Below are 15,866 nucleotides of genomic sequence, written 5' to 3'. Positions count from 1 at the left end.
ACAAAAATAGTGGAGCAGCAGATGCTGTTCCACTATTCTGACTTCCCCTATGATTCGATCCTTCCTGTCATCCTGTCACCTATTCTGGTGTGACATCTTCACCAAACCACTTCTCTGAGATCTTTTTAAATTTTCCGTTTTCAACCAATTCGGCTATGCCATCATTGACTTTTTCCACAAGTATTTCGTCATTTTTTCGCGCACCGACAGCAAAATCTTCTCCATCAAAGTCCCCTTTGATCACATTGAAATTATCTAATTCGTCTCGTATGTTCAAAAAATACTCGGCATAGACTTTGTCGATCAACACACCATCTGTACGGCCACTTTTCAAATCGATCAATGCTTCATTAAAGCTGGCGTACAAAACTGCATCTTGATTTTTCACATAGTCTTTGAGTATTTCTGGATGTCTGACAAACATATCATAACCAGAAGAACCGTTTTGTGCACCTAAGATTTTGTCTTGCATTTGTTCAAAGCTTGTAATGCCAGAAGTTTTTGGTGTGATCAACACTTGATCATTTTTCATATATGGTTTTGTAAACAAGACTTTTTCTTCACGTTCTGGCGTTTTTGAATACCCGTTCCAGATCAGATCAATTGTTCCGTTGTTTAATTCGAATTCCTTCATTGACCAGTCAATTGGTTGGAACTCAACAGTAATGCCATATTCATCAAAGACAGCTTTCGCTAACTCAATATCAAATCCTGTCAGTTTGCCATCCTTATCACGAAAACCCATTGGTACAAAGCTATCGTCTAGCCCTACGATAATCTTTTTTTCTTGATTGATTCTTGACCAGCTTTCTGTCGCTGTCCGCTCATTCGTGCAGCCAGTTAAAAAGAAAAAACCAATCAAAGATAAAATCAAAAAGCTGAATTTTTTCATTTTCTCCCCACCGCTTTCCTACTTACTTGGCATAACTTTGATCAATTGATCCCCAACGTTTTCAGCAAAGACTAAATCGTGGGTCACGATGATTTGGGTCACGCCTTCTTCTTTTAATGAAAGAATCAACTTCTCTACTTGTTGGCGTAACTCCGGATCTAATGCACTTGTCGGTTCATCATAAGCTAACACTCGTGGGTTCATCGCTAAGGCACGAGCAATGGCCACACGTTGTTTTTGTCCTCCAGATAATTGATAAGGATAATTTCCTAATAAATCACGAATCCCTAATGAGTCCGCTAATTCCTCCGCCTTTTTCGTGTATTCTTCTTTACTTTGTTTCAACACCATTTTAGGCGCTAAAGTAATATTGTCAAAAATACTCAAGTGTGGGAAAAGCTGGAAATCTTGAAACACGACGCCTACCACTTGTTCTTCTGTTTTCAATTCAAAAGGGTCAAATTTCGTGCCATCTAGGTAAAACTCACCACTGTCAGCTTTTTCTAAACCGGCTAAAATCCGTAACATCGTTGTTTTACCGCCTCCTGACGGTCCGCCGATCGCTAATGTTTGTCCTTCCGGTATTACTAAATCAAAATCTTTGATCACTTGTTTGTCACCAAATGATTTACTAATCTTTTTTAATTCAATCATCGCTGTTCCCTCCTCGTTTCTTAGCGGTAATAATTTAATTTTTCTTCAATTTGCTTCAACACGATCGTCAGCACTCCTGTTAGTGCGAGATAGATCAGTGCCACGCCAAGCAATGGAAGTAAACTTGCATCTCTCTCCATCGCGATCTTACCAGCTCGCATCACATCACCTAAACCTAAGATGTAGATCAACGAAGAATCTTTCACTAGATTGATGACTTCATTGCCGACAGAAGGTAACACGATTTTTGTTACTTGCGGAATAATGATTCTTGTCACTGTTTGGAAAGGACTCAACTGTAAGACTTGAGCTGCTTCATACTGCCCTTTAGGGATCGACTGGATACCACCGCGGAAAATCTCAGCAAAATAGGCAGCATAATTTAAAATGAATGCGATCAAAGCAGCTTCGAAGCGATCAAACACGATCCCGATCGTTGGCAAGCCGTAGAACACGAAAATCAATTGTAATAATAGCGGTGTTCCTCGCATGATCCAGACATACGTTTGTAGGAAATAACGGATCGGTTTAAAATGTAACGACAACCCTAAGGCTAAAATAATGCCTAATGGCAAAGAACCAATCAAGGTAAAGGCAAATAATTTCAAGGTTGTCAGCGCCCCTACTAACAACTGTGGCATCACTTCTAATAAATCATTCATTTTCTTTTCCTCCTCTTTTCTTTAAAGGGGTACATTGTTAGCTGTCCCTTCCAACCACATGAAAAACAAAAAAAGTCCTTTGATCCGAAGACCAAAGGACGCAAAATACGTGGTTCCACCTTTTTTTATTAGTTTCTCGCAAAACTAACCTTATCTGGTCGTCTAACAACGACCGCAGCTATAACGGGCTTCCCGGATTTTCTTACTGGCTGTTCAGAAAATCGACTCCAAGATGTGTTTCACAATCAGTTATTGCCTCTTCTCACCAACCAGAGACTCTCTTCAAACACTTAATTGCTACTCTTCTTTTCGATGTCTTTTATTTAACTTAATGAGTAATTTACCTGATTCATTTTTATTTGTCAATCTTTTTTGTGCTAAAATAAATAAAAAATGAATGGAGGATTGTTTTTTATGTGTCATGCCACGAAACAAGAGGCCTATGAATTGCTTGATCTATTGGCAATCAATTACCAAGAAGTGAATCATCCAGCCATTACTTCTGTCAAAAATCTATCTTTTACTTTACCAGGTCCACAAGTCAAAAATCTTTTGGTCAAATCAAAGAAAGGCAAACAAATTTATTTTGTCGTCTTACCTGATGAAAAACAAGCCGACTTGAAATTATTGGCAGAACAGTTGAATGAAAAACGATTATCGTTTGTGTCAGAAGAACAAGTCAAACAGTTGTTGCATGTTCCGCCAGGCACCGTCAATCCATTTGCCTTAGTCAACGATTTAGAAAACGAGATCCAAGTAGTAATTGACTCCTCGATCGATCGCAAAGATACCGTCGGCTTTCATCCAAATAGCAACACCAGCACCATCATATTTCCCTTTGCAGATTTTGAACGACTACTCGCTCATGTGGATCATCTGCCAAGGTATGAAGTCTTGTAACTTAATTATCCTTCATCGCAGCTTTTAAGGCTGCTGCTAATGGGCTTTCTTCCGGTTCTTCTGCTTGAGAATATTTCTTCATCAAACGACGTTCTTCATGTTTTGTCATTTTTTTCTTCTGCTCTTTTTTCCCTAGCATTTTCTCTGTCGTCCCGTCAAATTTACAACGGAAGTAAGCCCCATTCTTGCCTTCAATGATCTCCATTTTTCGGTGACATTGTGGGCAACGATGGTTAGAGACTTTCGGATCTTTCCGACGACGATAGCTACAATCTTGATTCGTACACACATAGATTTTGCCATCTTTTGTGTTCTTCTCACGAAGATTCGAGCCACAATCCGGACATTTCTTTTGGGTAATCGAAAAGTCTTGGTATTCTTGCTTACTTGTTTTGATTTCTTGAACAAGTCGCTTCGTTTCTTTTTCGATGGATTGTAAAAAGACGTTGGCTTGTTTTTTTCCAAGCGCGATCGCTTCTAGATCTCTTTCCCAACTTTCAGTCAAATCTGGTGTCACAAGCGATGGATTGACCAGTTCTAACAACTGCTTGCCCTTCGGTGAGACTTGTAAGCCTTGCGGTGTCCGTTCCATTAATTCGGATTTGATCAACTTTTCAATGATCTCCGCACGAGTCGCGGGTGTGCCTAAACTGTGTTTTTCCATTAGGCCTAAAAGACTTGCTTCCGTCAAAGGTTTCGGCGGTGCTGACAATTCTTTTTTGATCGTAAAATCAGGTTGGATGCGCATGTCCTTTTTCCAGTCAAACGAATCCACATGACTTTCCGCAGACGTTTTCCAGCCAGCTTCCAACACCCGATTTTGGCGGAAAACAAATTGTTCGTTACCAAATACGACAGTGATTTTCGTTTGACTGATTTTATATGGTTCTGCAAACAAGCCTAAGAAACGTGTCACGATCATTTGATAGATTTTTTGTTCTTCGTTGCTTAATTTTTCATAGCGTGGACGATTTTCCGTCGGCAACAAGGCATGGTGATCTGTTACTTTATTATCTTGGAAGACACTTGTTTGACGAACCACTGCACCATTTTTCAAATAAGTTTTCACTTCTGGTGCAAAATCGCTGATGGCTTGAAGTCTTTCTTTCATCGTACTTTTCATATCATTCGTCAAATATTTACTATCTGTTCGTGGATACGTGACGATCTTGTGCGTTTCATATAAACTTTGGACAAGACCCAACGTTTTCTTTGCAGAATAGCCATAACGTTGGTTGGCTTCTCGTTGGATCTCCGTTAGATCATAAGGCAGAGGAGCTTTTTCTGTCTTTGTTTTTTCTTCAATGTTGACTACTGTTCCCTTACTCTGACTAAGGGTTTTAACAAACGCTTGGGCTTCTTCATGGGATTTCAAAGCAAATTGGTTTTTTTGGACCATTTTTGCTTGTTCATTGCCGACTGTCAATGAAATCGTAAAATACGTTTGTGGTCGGAATGATTCGATTTTCTTTTCCTGATTACGCACTAAAGCTAAGGTTGGTGTTTGTACCCGACCCGCTGATAAATTGTCTTGATATTTTACTGTCAGCGCACGTGTCACATTCAATCCGACCAACCAATCTGCTTTTGCCCTAGCCAAAGCAGACTCATAAAGCGCATCATAGCTTTTAGCTGGTTTCAATTGGCTGAAACCTGTCTTGATCGCTTTGTCCGTTTGAGAGGAGATCCACAAACGTTTCACCGGCTTATTGAAGTGAACATATTCCAAGATCCAACGTGCAACGAGTTCTCCTTCACGTCCGGCATCTGTCGCGATCACTGCTTCTGAAACATCTTTACGACTAGCCAATTGCTTGATGGCTTTCAATTGATGACCAGTTTTTGGTAATGGTTTGATCCCTAGTTTTTTAGGGATCATCGGCAAGGTTTCCATCTGCCAGCTTTGCCATTCCTTATTCAGATCTTCTGGCATCTTTAGACCTAATAAATGACCAAGGGCCCAAGTCACGATCACCTTGGGTCCTTCGTAATAGTTTTTGTGTTTTTGATTAGCACCAAGCACCTTGCTTAGGTCTTTCGCAACGCTTGGCTTTTCCGCTAGAATTAGTTGTTTCATAAAAATCCTTTCTGCTTTCCAAAGTGATCGGTTGATAATCTTTCAGCAAAGCAAGTCCTTTGTATTGCTGTAAATCATCATCACATTCTTCACACCAGCGCTCATCGCCATCATTCCAAAAAGCGCTAAGAAAATTATTTTTGGCATGGATATACTCATAATTGTTTTTAATGGCTAGCCATTTTTCTTCATAGTTCTGTTGTGCCTCTTCAAAAGAGGAGAAAGTTTCCTCCATTTGAATATCTTCTTGCCAATCTTCAAAGAACCACCAAGGTTCATTGTCACCGAACATTGTAATTACTTGATACATACATGCGCTCCTTTTCTCAGGTCATCTTAAAAACATATTAGTCACTTTCCCAAAAAGTTGCAAGAAATTTTGCTTAAAAGGGGCATTTTATGAATGTTCAGAAAATTAATTTAAATTAGAGATATTATTTAATTGGTAAAGTCGCGATAAAGTCATCGATCATCCAGACATAACTTTCTTCTGGAGAAACATCCGGTTCATTGGTAAAGTACCCTAAAAAACGTAACGAAAGGTACCCATGGATCATGCTTCGCAGTTCTCGACTTCGGTGAACTTTTTCTTCTTTCGATAAAGAAAAAGCGTCAAATATTTGCAAAATGATTTGGTTCGTTTCATGTATTCCTTCTAACAAAATCTCTTCGTTTGTATGCGGTACACTGATCAGCAGTTCATAGACTGCCTGATTTTCAAATGCAAATGACTGATAGGTTTGCGCGTACGCTTGGATCGCTTCTCCCTTACTTTTCCCAACTAACACTCGGCGTAATTGATCATTCAGCTCCGTTAAAAGTTTCGCAGTCAATGCCGTTTTCACTTCCCGAATATTTTTGAAGTGGTTATAAAGCGACGGTGATTTGATATTCAATGCCTTAGCTAAATGTTGGAAAGTGATTTGCTGTACAGTCATCTCTTCTGCCAATTCTCGAAAGCAGTCGATGATTTTCTCTTGTGACAGCGTTCGTTTTTTCATTTGATTTCCCCTCTTATGGAATAAACTCAATCCCTTTAAGTTTACCATGAAAGGCGAAGAGAAAAAAGACTTGTTGTTGATAAACTACACGTTGTAGTTTATAATAAATGATTGTAGATGAAAATTTTCAGAAAGAAGGCTTTAATTGTGGTGTCAAGAGTAAAAGAGGCAGTATTCAGAAAAAGAGAAACTTGGGAGAAAAACCTAGTTGTTTTGTGGTTTGGTACATTTATGGCAGGGATTGGGTTTAGTCTAGTGATGCCTTTTATGTCGCTTTACATAGATACGTTAGGAAATTACAGTACGTCACAATTGAACTTTTGGAGTGGCTTGACCTTCTCCTCTACATTCCTTGTTACTACCTTGATTTCTCCATGGTGGGGACGACTTGCCGATCAAAAAGGCCGAAAGTTGATGCTGTTGCGCGCTTCTCTAGGGATGGCGGTAGTGATTTCCTTGATGGGTCTAGTAACCAGCGTGTATCAATTAGTCGCATTACGTCTGTTGCAGGGGATTTTTTCCGGCTATATCAGTAACGCTACAGCTTTAGTCGCCACTGGTACTCCAAGAGAAAAAAGTGGACAAGTACTTGGCACTTTGGCGACTGGCTCTGTGACCGGAACATTGCTCGGTCCTTTACTCGGTGGACTTTCTGCTTCTGCTTTTGGGTATCGCCCTACCTTCTTTATTACTGGGACAATTTTGTTCTTCGTTTTCTTACTTAGTTTATTTTTTGTCCATGAACAATTTATTCCCGTAGAAAAAAGCGAGTTGGTTTCTGCTAAACAAATTTTCCGTGACCTGAAATACCCACATGTCGTCATCGGTATGTTCATTACGACAATGATCATCCAAGCATCAAACAATTCGATCAGTCCAATCATTAGTTTATATATCCGTCAATTGTTACATGGACACGGCAACGTCACGTTAATCAGCGGGATCATTGCTTCTATTCCCGGCATAGCCACCCTGATAGCCGCTCCTCGTTTCGGACGCTTAGGCGATAGGATCGGAAGTGAACGAATCTTAGCCATCGGATTAGGCTTCGCTTTGATCGTCTACATCCCAATGGCTTTCGTAACGAATGTATGGCAACTTGCAGGACTACGATTTTTGATCGGGATCTCAGACGCTTGCCTCCTTCCTGCGGTCCAAGCATTGATCACTAAATACTCTCCCCCACAAGCTGCCGGAAGAATCTTTAGTTACAACCAATCCTTCCAAGCCACCGGAAATGTCGTTGGCCCATTGATTGGTTCAAGCGTTTCAAGTATCTTCGGTTATCGTGGTGTCTTTTTATCCACCTCCTTACTGGTACTTGCAAACTTTGTGCTGGTTCGCCATAATACGAAGGAGATCCATAAACAGGAAGAAACAAGCAATGGTCATGCTTTCGTCAATAAATAGCAAAAAAGCCACAGGATTCGTAAAAAAATCCTGTGGCTTTTTTAGATTATCTTAGACGTATTGCAAAACTTTCGCTTCTTGATACGCATGATCGATCAATCCGCCCCCTAGACATTCCATTCCGTCATAAAAAACAACGGCTTGTCCTGGTGTGATTGCGCGTACGGGTTCGTCGAAGATGACTTCTGCCCGATTATTTTCTAATAAGCGTACAGTTACCGGTACATCTTGTTGGCGGTAACGGAATTTCGCTGTACATTTGAATTCTTTTGGCATTGGTTCATTTGTTGTAAAATGGATTTCGCTTGCATCCAAACTGGTTGCATACAATGCAGGATGATGGAACCCTTGTCCAACATATAATGTATTCGTCGCAAGATCTTTACCCACCACGAACCAAGGTTCTTGTGAATCGCCACCGCCGCCGATACCTAAGCCTTGACGTTGTCCGATCGTGTAGTACATCAAACCAGCGTGTTCCCCTTTGACTTCACCGTCAAGGGTCACCATATTGCCTTTTTTAGCTGGTAAATAGTTACTTAAAAATTGTTTGAAGTTCTTTTCGCCAATAAAACAAATACCAGTTGAGTCTTTTTTCTTCGCAGTTGCTAAACCGGCACGTTCCGCAATCGCACGTACTTCTGATTTTTCCATACCGCCTAACGGAAACATCGTTTTTGCTAATTGTTCTTGTGACAATTGGCTAAGGAAATACGTTTGGTCTTTGTTATTATCGACCCCACGCAACATATGTGACACGCCATTTTCATCACGTGTGACTTGCGCATAATGGCCAGTAGCAACATATTCCGCTCCTAAGTCCATTGCATAGTCTAAGAATGCTTTAAATTTGATTTCCTTATTACACATTACATCTGGGTTCGGGGTACGTCCTGCACGATATTCTGCTAAGAAATATTCAAATACACGGTCCCAATATTCCTTTTCAAAATTGACCGAGTAATAAGGAATCCCGATTTGGGCAGCCACTTTCGCTACATCCTTATAATCTTCCGTCGCCGTACAGACACCATTTTCATCGGTATCATCCCAGTTTTTCATAAAGATCCCGATTACATCATAGCCTTGTTCCTTTAACAAAAGTGCTGTTACAGATGAGTCAACACCGCCACTCATCCCAACGACAACGCGTGTTTTGCTGTTGTCTGTCATGGTATCACCATCATTTCAATTAGATTCTGAAACATCTACGAGTTGAAGGTCGCAACTTTTCAGTATTTTACATTATACGTCATCTTTCTGAAAATTTCACCCCTAAATATTCAATTTAAAAAAGCGACGTTTTTTAGTTGGCCCATTCTGTACTTTTCAGATACCAAAACTTTGCTATGAGAGGCGTTTTATTCATGATTTAGTTTCTTACTACATTCACCAAAAACAAAAGTAACAGCACAACATTGAAATATGTAGAAAACAAATAATTGATAAACAATAAGTAAAATTTTCGCCGGCTAGTTTCAAGCTTTGTTGCGGCGTATAATCCAATCAAGCCAGAGATCACCATCAACATAAGCAAAGGAATCAAATAATAACTTTCGAATGAATGACTTTGAAAAATAATCAAATAATGAGCATAAATAAATGCGAGTGTAGAAATAGACATCGGGATGATCAAGCCCATGATAAAGAATGCTTTCTTTTTCTCTAACTCATGAAGCGCGCCCACAATCAATACGTACGCAACAGGGAACAATAAATACTCCACCTTACCAAAGCTGACAAAACCTAATAAAGTTCCTAGTACAATACCATACATCAAAACAAGATGAATCCCAATGAGCACTCTTTTTAAGAATGCTGAGGGGATTCTAGTTGAGTAAAACAAACTGATTCCACTAATGATCCACCAAGAATATTGGACTGTTCCAAATAACCAAAAAAATTTGAAAACAAAAACTAAACTTCCTAATAGAAAACAAAGCGCCAATAGATAGAACGAAATATATTTATTCGGCATACTTTTTTTTACAAACATTCCACTCACTCCTTTTAAAACATACGATAAAATTTCTAAATTTTTTTGAATTGTTCAATTAATACATAAAATAAAATGTACTAACTTGTAAAAAACTCTATCCCGAAGACTTGTAACCAATAAATTACGATAATCAAGACAGTACTATAAGTAGCGAAAAGGTAATTCAGCCCTAGCAGTAACCATTTCAACTTCGTCTTTTTTATTTTTGTCGAACAATAAAAACCAATCAAACCCGGAAAACTCAAACCTAATGCAAAAAGAATCCCTTCAATTTCTCCACTTAAATAAATATGTATATAAAATAGACCACTGATACATGCAAGCATTGACAAACATAAAACGACTAGATTCAATGCACGTTTCATTCTTCTTTCTCCTCCTTATCAACATCAATATTTCTCACTAAAAACAGAAATAGCTTCAAAAATTCAAAGAAAATTGGAAAATCGTAGATAAAAAGACATAGCCAAACACAAAATTTAACGTAATCAACGTCCTTTTCAAGTATCTGTCTGCGATTCCTAGCGCAAATACGATACTCCCTCCATTGATGACCCAACAAATCGAAATTATAACTATAAACAGATGCGGTTGATACTTAAATGAATCAAACAAGATGGGACTAGCAAAGATACACGTAATAAATACAAGAAAAATTGACAATATCAATAGAACTACTGATTTTTTTGTACAAGACTTATTTTTTAGAAAAGACATTTATACGCTCCTTTTACTATTTTTAATTATATGTCTACCTTATAAACACACACATATCTGACATTAAGATTCGTTGCAAATAAATAATTCGCGACGAACAAAAAAGATTTTAGATGTTTATCCATAGTGATTTTAGTTGTAACATAGACTCCAAAAAATCCTGTAATAATTGTTAAAAAACTCACAACAATCCAATGGGTCCACGTCCATCAATCAGCGAACCAATAATACACAGAATAGATAAGGACATTGACATACACAAGCCGATTTTGTATCCATTCATAAGCTACTCCTTTCTTCGCTTCATTTGAAATAATCGAAGTTATTTTTGGATTAATAGAAAAATTATACATCTAACAATCAAAAACCAATAAAAAGTTATTTAAAATAAAATTTAAAATAACTTTAAAATAAATAAATTAATTTACAAATCAATAATAAAAATTCTTCACGTAAACTTTTAAAAACAAATATAATTAGATAAAAGTTTTTCCATAAACCCATATAAAAAAACATAAAAAATTAAAAAAATAGGTGTTTTTATAAATGTTTGTATGTTATTATTTTATCATAAAATTAAGGAGGAAATATCATGAAGATCAAACTTTTTTTCACAACTTTTTTATTAATCGTTTCACTTCAATTCTCAAGTATGCAGGTACATGCCGAAGCGGACTCTTATCAGTCTTTAGAGGATTATTATGAATTTTTCGAAAATGAATACGCTTCCTTCGAGCAGACTTTCGAGGAATTTTCAGCTGATTATTACAACCAAGCATCTTATTTAGATGAGAATCAATTGAAAGAATATGCACGTTCAGTCAATGATATGTATTTAGTCGAGGAAGCAGAGCGATTAGCTAAAATCCCACCACTTTGGTCCTTTAATATTGGAAACTCTCTAGATAATATTACTTTTGAAAAAAAGCCTGAATATGGTACTTATGACTTGTTGAATACGATCCAGCCTGGAGACATTATTTTTGAAAAAAATAGAGCTGAAGTTCCAAGCTTTGGAGTCATTTTCCTTCATCATGTAATGATTGTAGAAGACATCGTTGAAGAAACTCACGTTATAAATGGAAAACATGAGACTTTCAAATATATTCGTACGATTGAAGCGACTAAATATAATGGTGATCTAGCCAACAAGGCTGGAGGAGTCGTTTATGGTGTTATAGACGATGAACGTTTTTCCTATACAGAGGCTAGTATATTAAGAGTATCAGAGGCTACTTATTTACAAAAAAAAGTTGCTACTGCATTCATGAAAAATCAATTGGCAAAAGAGTATGAACTTGATATGATTCTTCCTAATAAAGATCGCACATCTAGCAGACAAAATTGGTACTGTTCTATGCTTGTCTGGGCCGGCTATATGAACGCAACCCCAGATGGTCAGCTTGATGAAGTGACAGATAGATTTGACCCGAATTTCAAAGGAATTGATTTAGAGGCAGAATCTTATCCTTTTGAATGGAACGTTGTGTCACCAGATGAAATAAAATATTCCAATAAAGTTGAATTTATTAGTCCTTCGTTTCCCGAACACATTGATTACACAAAAAACATCACTTGGACTGGGGCCGGTTCCCCAATGGAAGGTGAAGACTTTATTTTCAGTAGAAACTCTAACCTCTATTACCTTGAAAACGACTATCATTTCTTAGCAATCGACCAAAACAACCAACGTCCCTACACCAACAAATCTCTTACACTCGGTAGAAATGCCAGTGGAAATGTCGTAGCACAATTAGATTTGTTCACCAATTTTGCTTTGACTGATGAAGCGAAGCAAAAATATGCAGATAAAAATATCCCTGTTGTACCTAATGGTATTGAACTTGCGGATATCCCAAATTACGTGATGAATTGGATCAATCGCTATACTCAGTGTAGCTTTGATATTGTTTATTCAAAAGATATCACGACGGATAGTAATCACCTACGCTATAATCCGACTTATTCAAAAATCGATCAAAAAGCACATCCTTCATATGGCTATTTAGTTAGTCAAGTAGTACATACTCCTCCAGCATTTACTCAAAGAAAATTTGATTACACGGAGAATTTAAGTGTCTATGAAAATTATGATCTAGCCTATCCGAATCCATTGAATTATGATGTATCCTACACGAAGAACCGTCCGACTTGGTATTATTTCTTTAATAATTTCCATGCATTGATCAAGCTAGAAAATGGCACCTATCGCTCCGCTACTTATCTACGATTCCATGGCTCTTTCACTACACCTGCTTCTCAGAGAAACGGGTATGGACTGAACCATGACTTTACCATGATTGATGAAGCCAAAACGATTTACCAAAACTATTACTATCATATCGGTGTCAACCAATCTGTGGATTACGCGATTGACTGGTTGAATCAATATACAAAAGAAGAGGTTCTTATCGTCTACTCAACAAATATCACGAATGATCTTAAACGTTTGAATGATGGGACTGCTTCCGTGGGTAAAGGGCTGAATGATCAAGGAAAATGGGTGAACTGTATTATATAGAAAAAGTAACATTTCTTTAGCTAACTCATCTACCGACAATAAAAAGCATTCAAGTACTCTCCTTACGAGTAGTATTTGAATGCTTTTTCAACTATCTATCGACTGACCGCTTTTACTACGATCTCGTACTTGCGGTTACATTTTCTTCAACGGTTCCAGTTCTTCTTGTTTTTTCTGATAGATTGCTTCAATATTATTTTCAGATAAGGGAGTGCCAAAAGGTAATGATTTTGCCAACAGTTCTCGCTCTGGCGCATCTACTCCTACATTGACGTCGTTGCCGATGGGTACGCTGTAGTGATGGATATGTCCATGAAGATTGCGTATTTTATCGTTGCCTCCGAGCAACAATGGATAATGGGTCAGATAGTATTGTTGGTGATTGAATTTTATGATGACACCTACATCATAAAAGTGAAATTTTTGCTTTCCTTCCTTTTTCCACGGATCATGTTGTTCCAAGTAGTTGAAAAAGGCCCGACTGTCATGATTCCCTTTGATAAAGTGGATCGTGCCATTCAGTTCTTTGACTAAGGAAAGAATTTCTGCGCTACCTTTTTCATACTTAGGGTGCATCGCGAGGTCTCCTAGATGATAAACATGGTCGGATTCCTTTACGACTGCATTCCAACTAGTGATTAATTGATGATGCATGCGGGCAATATTTTTAAATGGTCTCGGCGAAAAATCACTATTACCGAGCAACCGTTCATGGAAAAAATGCATATCGCTGATAAAATAATTCATCTAAGCTCACTCTCCTTTATAAATATCGTATGTGAAAACAAAAAAATAGGCAATCAATGCCTATCTTAAAAAAAGAAATCTATTGCTTTGTCTTAGCTATGTTTACTTTGTAATTCTAAATCGTAGTTTCTGGCTGAAGGAACCAGGTACAGTGCAATTGCGCAAAGTAATGTACCGACACCAGCAATCACAAATAGTTTCTCCACACCAATGGCATCTGCTAGTGGTCCAGCAAAGATCAAACCGATTGGACCAGGCAGAGACATCAGTGAATTGAACACACCCAACACTCTTCCTAAAATACTTGGCTCAAAACTTTGTTGGATCATCGCCATGACTAATGTATTGTAGTAAGGCGTAGCCAAACCGGCAATGGCATTCAACAGAACAAAGTAAATAAATCCTTGTGAGGTTGCTGGCAATAAACCACTCGCTGTGATGGATACCCCTAAGACGATATAGGAGATGATCACTAGCTGCATTCGATTCTTAAAATGACCAGAAAAACCAATGATTGCGCCTCCGACTAACATTCCAACGGCGTAAATGACTTCGATCAATCCCGCTTGCCCAACTGTGCCATTAAAATAACCCATCGTCATCAGTGGATATAAGCTTGCGGCAGGCATGAACAACAGCATGAAAACTGCCCCATTGAGCATAATATGCCATAACCCTCGCTTCTCATATAGTTTCTTTACTCCAAATTTAGTATCAGCTAACAAATGAACCGCTTCTCCTTGGATGTCCATCTTGGGAATTACCACAAGAATCAACAGTCCTACACCAAGAATGGCGCCTAATACATCCAAAAGAATCAAAGCATTCATCGGTACCGCAGCAAATAAAAAAGCACCTAATCCAGGAGCAACGATATAATTCGCTGATTGCACCATCCCCAATCGCCCGTTGATCCTTGTTAATTCTTCTTCTGGAACCATTGTTGGTAAAATTGATTGGATCGTCGGCATTTGGAATGTCTGTGCGACCGAACGAATAAATAAAGAGACAAACACTAACCAGAGCGGAAAGGTCGACATCACTGTTCCTACAATGGATAAAATAAGTGCAAATATCGCAACAATGATATCCGTATAAATCAATAATTTTTTCTTATCCCAGCGATCGATCAGCGGCCCAACAAATGGACTTAATAGAACCATCGGCAGCATTCCTAATAATGTGGCAAAACTTAAAATAGTTGCAGAACCTGTTTCTTGCGTCAAATACCAAATAATAGCATATTGAACGACCATACTTGTGATTCCTGATAAAAATTGTCCCATCAAAAATAAATTAATATTCTTTTTCCAGTATTTCTGCATAACGCCTCCAAATTTTGTATTCTTTCTGTATTTTACCATTCATTTGTCTTATATTTTTTTATAATTATGATTATTTTATTATTGCTTGAAAAACATGGTACACTGTAGAAAAAAACGGGAGGATACACCTATGACTAAGGTTAGTTTTCACACCACGATCACCGCTTCTGAAACACAGATCCAATTAGAGGAAGAACAAATCCAACTCTCTATTTGTTCAAAGCCAGTAAAAGAAATAGAAAATTCCTTTTATCTTTATTACTTAGATAAAAAGTGTCTGGCAATTGGTACAAAGATCCGCCCAAAATCCTTTGACCAAGTCATCACTATCCATTTACCATGGGATCTTGAAGCAGATTATTTTATGTATCTAATGAATAATCAAGCCACCGAAGCTGGTCTAACATTAGAAAAAGACAAAGATTTCAAAGAAAAAATCCCAGTTGAAGCAACGAAGAAATTAGCAACAAATATTAAAAAAGTAACGACTGTGTTGACGACCTTCGGCTACGGATTTGCTCCGCTTACTGCAACGAAAAAGAAACCTGCCAAAGCGCGTCATCGGTGGACAAAACAAATCAGCGAGATTCCTTTTACTGTGGAATTTCGTGGTAGCAAGGCAACCCTTTACTGGATCAGTCGCAATGAGATGTTGATCAAAGCTGGCGCTACGTTATTACTTGATGCCCCTTTGAATAAAGATGGTTCGGGTAGTTATGCCGCGAAATATGGAGATAAGATGCGGGCTGACTACCAAGAGCAGATCAAAGATGGGAAAGTTGTGGAGGATATCATCGTCAAAAGTGTGAATGAAGCTAGCCTATTACTGTATTATGGCGGAACAAATAGTTGGTTAGAACTAAAAGATGCCCAAGGAAAAACCTTAGATGAATGGTCAAAAGTTGAATGATCATTGACCGATAAATAAAAAAGTACCCAAGCGCTAGGAAGGACAGTTACG

15 protein-coding genes and 1 other annotated feature are annotated in these 15,866 nt (G+C 38.1%); of the genes, 4 read left to right on the top strand and 11 right to left on the bottom strand.

What is annotated here, in order from left to right; all coding sequences use genetic code 11:
- Positions 1-79: 79 nt before the first annotated feature.
- The 3 genes from IGK77_RS03340 to IGK77_RS03330 are packed head-to-tail and all read right to left on the bottom strand — an operon-like array spanning position 80 to position 2,208.
- Complete coding sequence (locus IGK77_RS03340; RefSeq protein ID WP_074800632.1) at positions 80-892, bottom strand: amino acid ABC transporter substrate-binding protein; 813 nt, start codon at positions 890-892, stop codon at positions 80-82.
- 18 nt (positions 893-910) lie between these two features.
- Positions 911-1,546 carry an amino acid ABC transporter ATP-binding protein gene (locus IGK77_RS03335; RefSeq protein ID WP_010736165.1) on the bottom strand — a complete coding sequence of 212 codons (636 nt, stop codon included), beginning with the start codon at positions 1,544-1,546 and terminating at the stop codon, positions 911-913.
- Between the two features lie 20 nt (positions 1,547-1,566).
- Entirely contained in the window at positions 1,567-2,208 is a 642-nt protein-coding gene (locus tag IGK77_RS03330) for an amino acid ABC transporter permease (RefSeq protein ID WP_071866648.1), read from the bottom strand.
- 91 nt (positions 2,209-2,299) lie between these two features.
- Positions 2,300-2,530: a binding site (T-box leader), on the bottom strand.
- A gap of 92 nt (positions 2,531-2,622) precedes the next feature.
- Between IGK77_RS03330 and IGK77_RS03325 the strand changes: the two genes are divergently transcribed.
- On the top strand, positions 2,623-3,108 hold the full coding sequence (locus IGK77_RS03325) for a prolyl-tRNA synthetase associated domain-containing protein (RefSeq protein WP_074800628.1): 486 nt from the start codon (positions 2,623-2,625) through the stop codon (positions 3,106-3,108).
- Between the two features lies 1 nt (position 3,109).
- Here IGK77_RS03325 and IGK77_RS03320 read toward each other — a convergent pair whose 3' ends face one another.
- The 3 genes from IGK77_RS03320 to IGK77_RS03310 all read right to left on the bottom strand — a co-directional run bounded on the left by IGK77_RS03320 (position 3,110) and on the right by IGK77_RS03310 (position 6,186).
- Positions 3,110-5,185 (bottom strand): DNA topoisomerase III, encoded by a 2,076-nt coding sequence (locus IGK77_RS03320; RefSeq protein WP_074800625.1) that lies wholly within the window; start codon positions 5,183-5,185, stop codon positions 3,110-3,112.
- A complete protein-coding gene (locus IGK77_RS03315; protein ID WP_074800622.1) occupies positions 5,118-5,495 on the bottom strand; it encodes a DUF1033 family protein in 378 nt (125 codons plus the stop codon). Before IGK77_RS03315 ends, IGK77_RS03320 begins: the two co-directional genes overlap by 68 nt.
- 124 nt (positions 5,496-5,619) lie before the next feature.
- A complete protein-coding gene (locus tag IGK77_RS03310; RefSeq protein ID WP_074800618.1) occupies positions 5,620-6,186 on the bottom strand; it encodes a TetR/AcrR family transcriptional regulator in 567 nt (188 codons plus the stop codon).
- 147 nt (positions 6,187-6,333) lie between these two features.
- Here IGK77_RS03310 and IGK77_RS03305 point away from each other — a divergent pair, with 147 nt between their 5' ends.
- Complete coding sequence (locus tag IGK77_RS03305; protein ID WP_074800615.1) at positions 6,334-7,596, top strand: multidrug efflux MFS transporter; 1,263 nt, start codon at positions 6,334-6,336, stop codon at positions 7,594-7,596.
- A 51-nt stretch (positions 7,597-7,647) separates the two neighbouring features.
- Here the strand turns inward: IGK77_RS03305 and mnmA are convergent, their stop codons facing one another.
- The 3 genes from mnmA to IGK77_RS03290 form a co-directional block, all read right to left on the bottom strand.
- Positions 7,648-8,769, bottom strand: a complete 1,122-nt coding sequence (gene mnmA, locus IGK77_RS03300; RefSeq protein WP_066025126.1) for a tRNA 2-thiouridine(34) synthase MnmA — start codon at positions 8,767-8,769, stop codon at positions 7,648-7,650.
- A 199-nt stretch (positions 8,770-8,968) separates the two neighbouring features.
- Positions 8,969-9,592 (bottom strand): hypothetical protein, encoded by a 624-nt coding sequence (locus tag IGK77_RS03295; RefSeq protein ID WP_071866653.1) that lies wholly within the window; start codon positions 9,590-9,592, stop codon positions 8,969-8,971.
- An 80-nt stretch (positions 9,593-9,672) separates the two neighbouring features.
- Entirely contained in the window at positions 9,673-9,960 is a 288-nt protein-coding gene (locus IGK77_RS03290) for a hypothetical protein (protein ID WP_074800608.1), read from the bottom strand.
- A 944-nt stretch (positions 9,961-10,904) separates the two neighbouring features.
- On the opposite strand from IGK77_RS03290, the gene IGK77_RS03285 reads away from it, so the two are divergent.
- Positions 10,905-12,833 carry a hypothetical protein gene (locus IGK77_RS03285; RefSeq protein WP_074800602.1) on the top strand — a complete coding sequence of 643 codons (1,929 nt, stop codon included), beginning with the start codon at positions 10,905-10,907 and terminating at the stop codon, positions 12,831-12,833.
- A 135-nt stretch (positions 12,834-12,968) separates the two neighbouring features.
- Here the strand turns inward: IGK77_RS03285 and IGK77_RS03280 are convergent, their stop codons facing one another.
- Both IGK77_RS03280 and IGK77_RS03275 read right to left on the bottom strand, forming a co-directional pair.
- On the bottom strand, positions 12,969-13,580 hold the full coding sequence (locus IGK77_RS03280) for a metallophosphoesterase (protein ID WP_074800599.1): 612 nt from the start codon (positions 13,578-13,580) through the stop codon (positions 12,969-12,971).
- A 92-nt stretch (positions 13,581-13,672) separates the two neighbouring features.
- Complete coding sequence (locus IGK77_RS03275) at positions 13,673-14,944, bottom strand: MFS transporter (protein WP_081355933.1); 1,272 nt, start codon at positions 14,942-14,944, stop codon at positions 13,673-13,675.
- A 91-nt stretch (positions 14,945-15,035) separates the two neighbouring features.
- Here IGK77_RS03275 and IGK77_RS03270 point away from each other — a divergent pair, with 91 nt between their 5' ends.
- The gene (locus tag IGK77_RS03270) at positions 15,036-15,815 is read left to right on the top strand and encodes a hypothetical protein (RefSeq protein WP_438712954.1); all 780 of its coding nucleotides are present in this window, start codon (positions 15,036-15,038) and stop codon (positions 15,813-15,815) included.
- Positions 15,816-15,866: the final 51 nt, after the last annotated feature.

The sequence above is a fragment of the Enterococcus sp. DIV0806c genome, assembly GCF_051710905.1.
GTDB classification, from domain to species: Bacteria; Bacillota; Bacilli; order Lactobacillales; family Enterococcaceae; genus Enterococcus_B; species Enterococcus_B mundtii.
The sequence above is the reverse complement of the archived record's forward strand: the minus strand, read 5'-3'. Positions and strand labels throughout refer to the sequence as shown.

Excerpts from the sequence above, each read along its gene's own strand:
- IGK77_RS03340 (WP_074800632.1), bottom strand. The coding sequence starts at position 892 with ATGAAAAAATTCAGCTTTTTGATTTTATCTTTGATTGGTTTTTTCTTT.
- IGK77_RS03335 (WP_010736165.1), bottom strand. The coding sequence starts at position 1,546 with ATGATTGAATTAAAAAAGATTAGTAAATCATTTGGTGACAAACAAGTG.
- IGK77_RS03330 (WP_071866648.1), bottom strand. The coding sequence starts at position 2,208 with ATGAATGATTTATTAGAAGTGATGCCACAGTTGTTAGTAGGGGCGCTG.
- IGK77_RS03325 (WP_074800628.1), top strand. The coding sequence starts at position 2,623 with ATGTGTCATGCCACGAAACAAGAGGCCTATGAATTGCTTGATCTATTG.
- IGK77_RS03320 (WP_074800625.1), bottom strand. The coding sequence starts at position 5,185 with ATGAAACAACTAATTCTAGCGGAAAAGCCAAGCGTTGCGAAAGACCTA.
- IGK77_RS03315 (WP_074800622.1), bottom strand. The coding sequence starts at position 5,495 with ATGTATCAAGTAATTACAATGTTCGGTGACAATGAACCTTGGTGGTTC.
- IGK77_RS03310 (WP_074800618.1), bottom strand. The coding sequence starts at position 6,186 with ATGAAAAAACGAACGCTGTCACAAGAGAAAATCATCGACTGCTTTCGA.
- mnmA (WP_066025126.1), bottom strand. The coding sequence starts at position 8,769 with ATGACAGACAACAGCAAAACACGCGTTGTCGTTGGGATGAGTGGCGGT.
- IGK77_RS03295 (WP_071866653.1), bottom strand. The coding sequence starts at position 9,592 with ATGTTTGTAAAAAAAAGTATGCCGAATAAATATATTTCGTTCTATCTA.
- IGK77_RS03290 (WP_074800608.1), bottom strand. The coding sequence starts at position 9,960 with ATGAAACGTGCATTGAATCTAGTCGTTTTATGTTTGTCAATGCTTGCA.
- IGK77_RS03285 (WP_074800602.1), top strand. The coding sequence starts at position 10,905 with ATGAAGATCAAACTTTTTTTCACAACTTTTTTATTAATCGTTTCACTT.
- IGK77_RS03280 (WP_074800599.1), bottom strand. The coding sequence starts at position 13,580 with ATGAATTATTTTATCAGCGATATGCATTTTTTCCATGAACGGTTGCTC.
- IGK77_RS03275 (WP_081355933.1), bottom strand. The coding sequence starts at position 14,944 with ATGGTAAAATACAGAAAGAATACAAAATTTGGAGGCGTTATGCAGAAA.
- IGK77_RS03270 (WP_438712954.1), top strand. The coding sequence starts at position 15,036 with ATGACTAAGGTTAGTTTTCACACCACGATCACCGCTTCTGAAACACAG.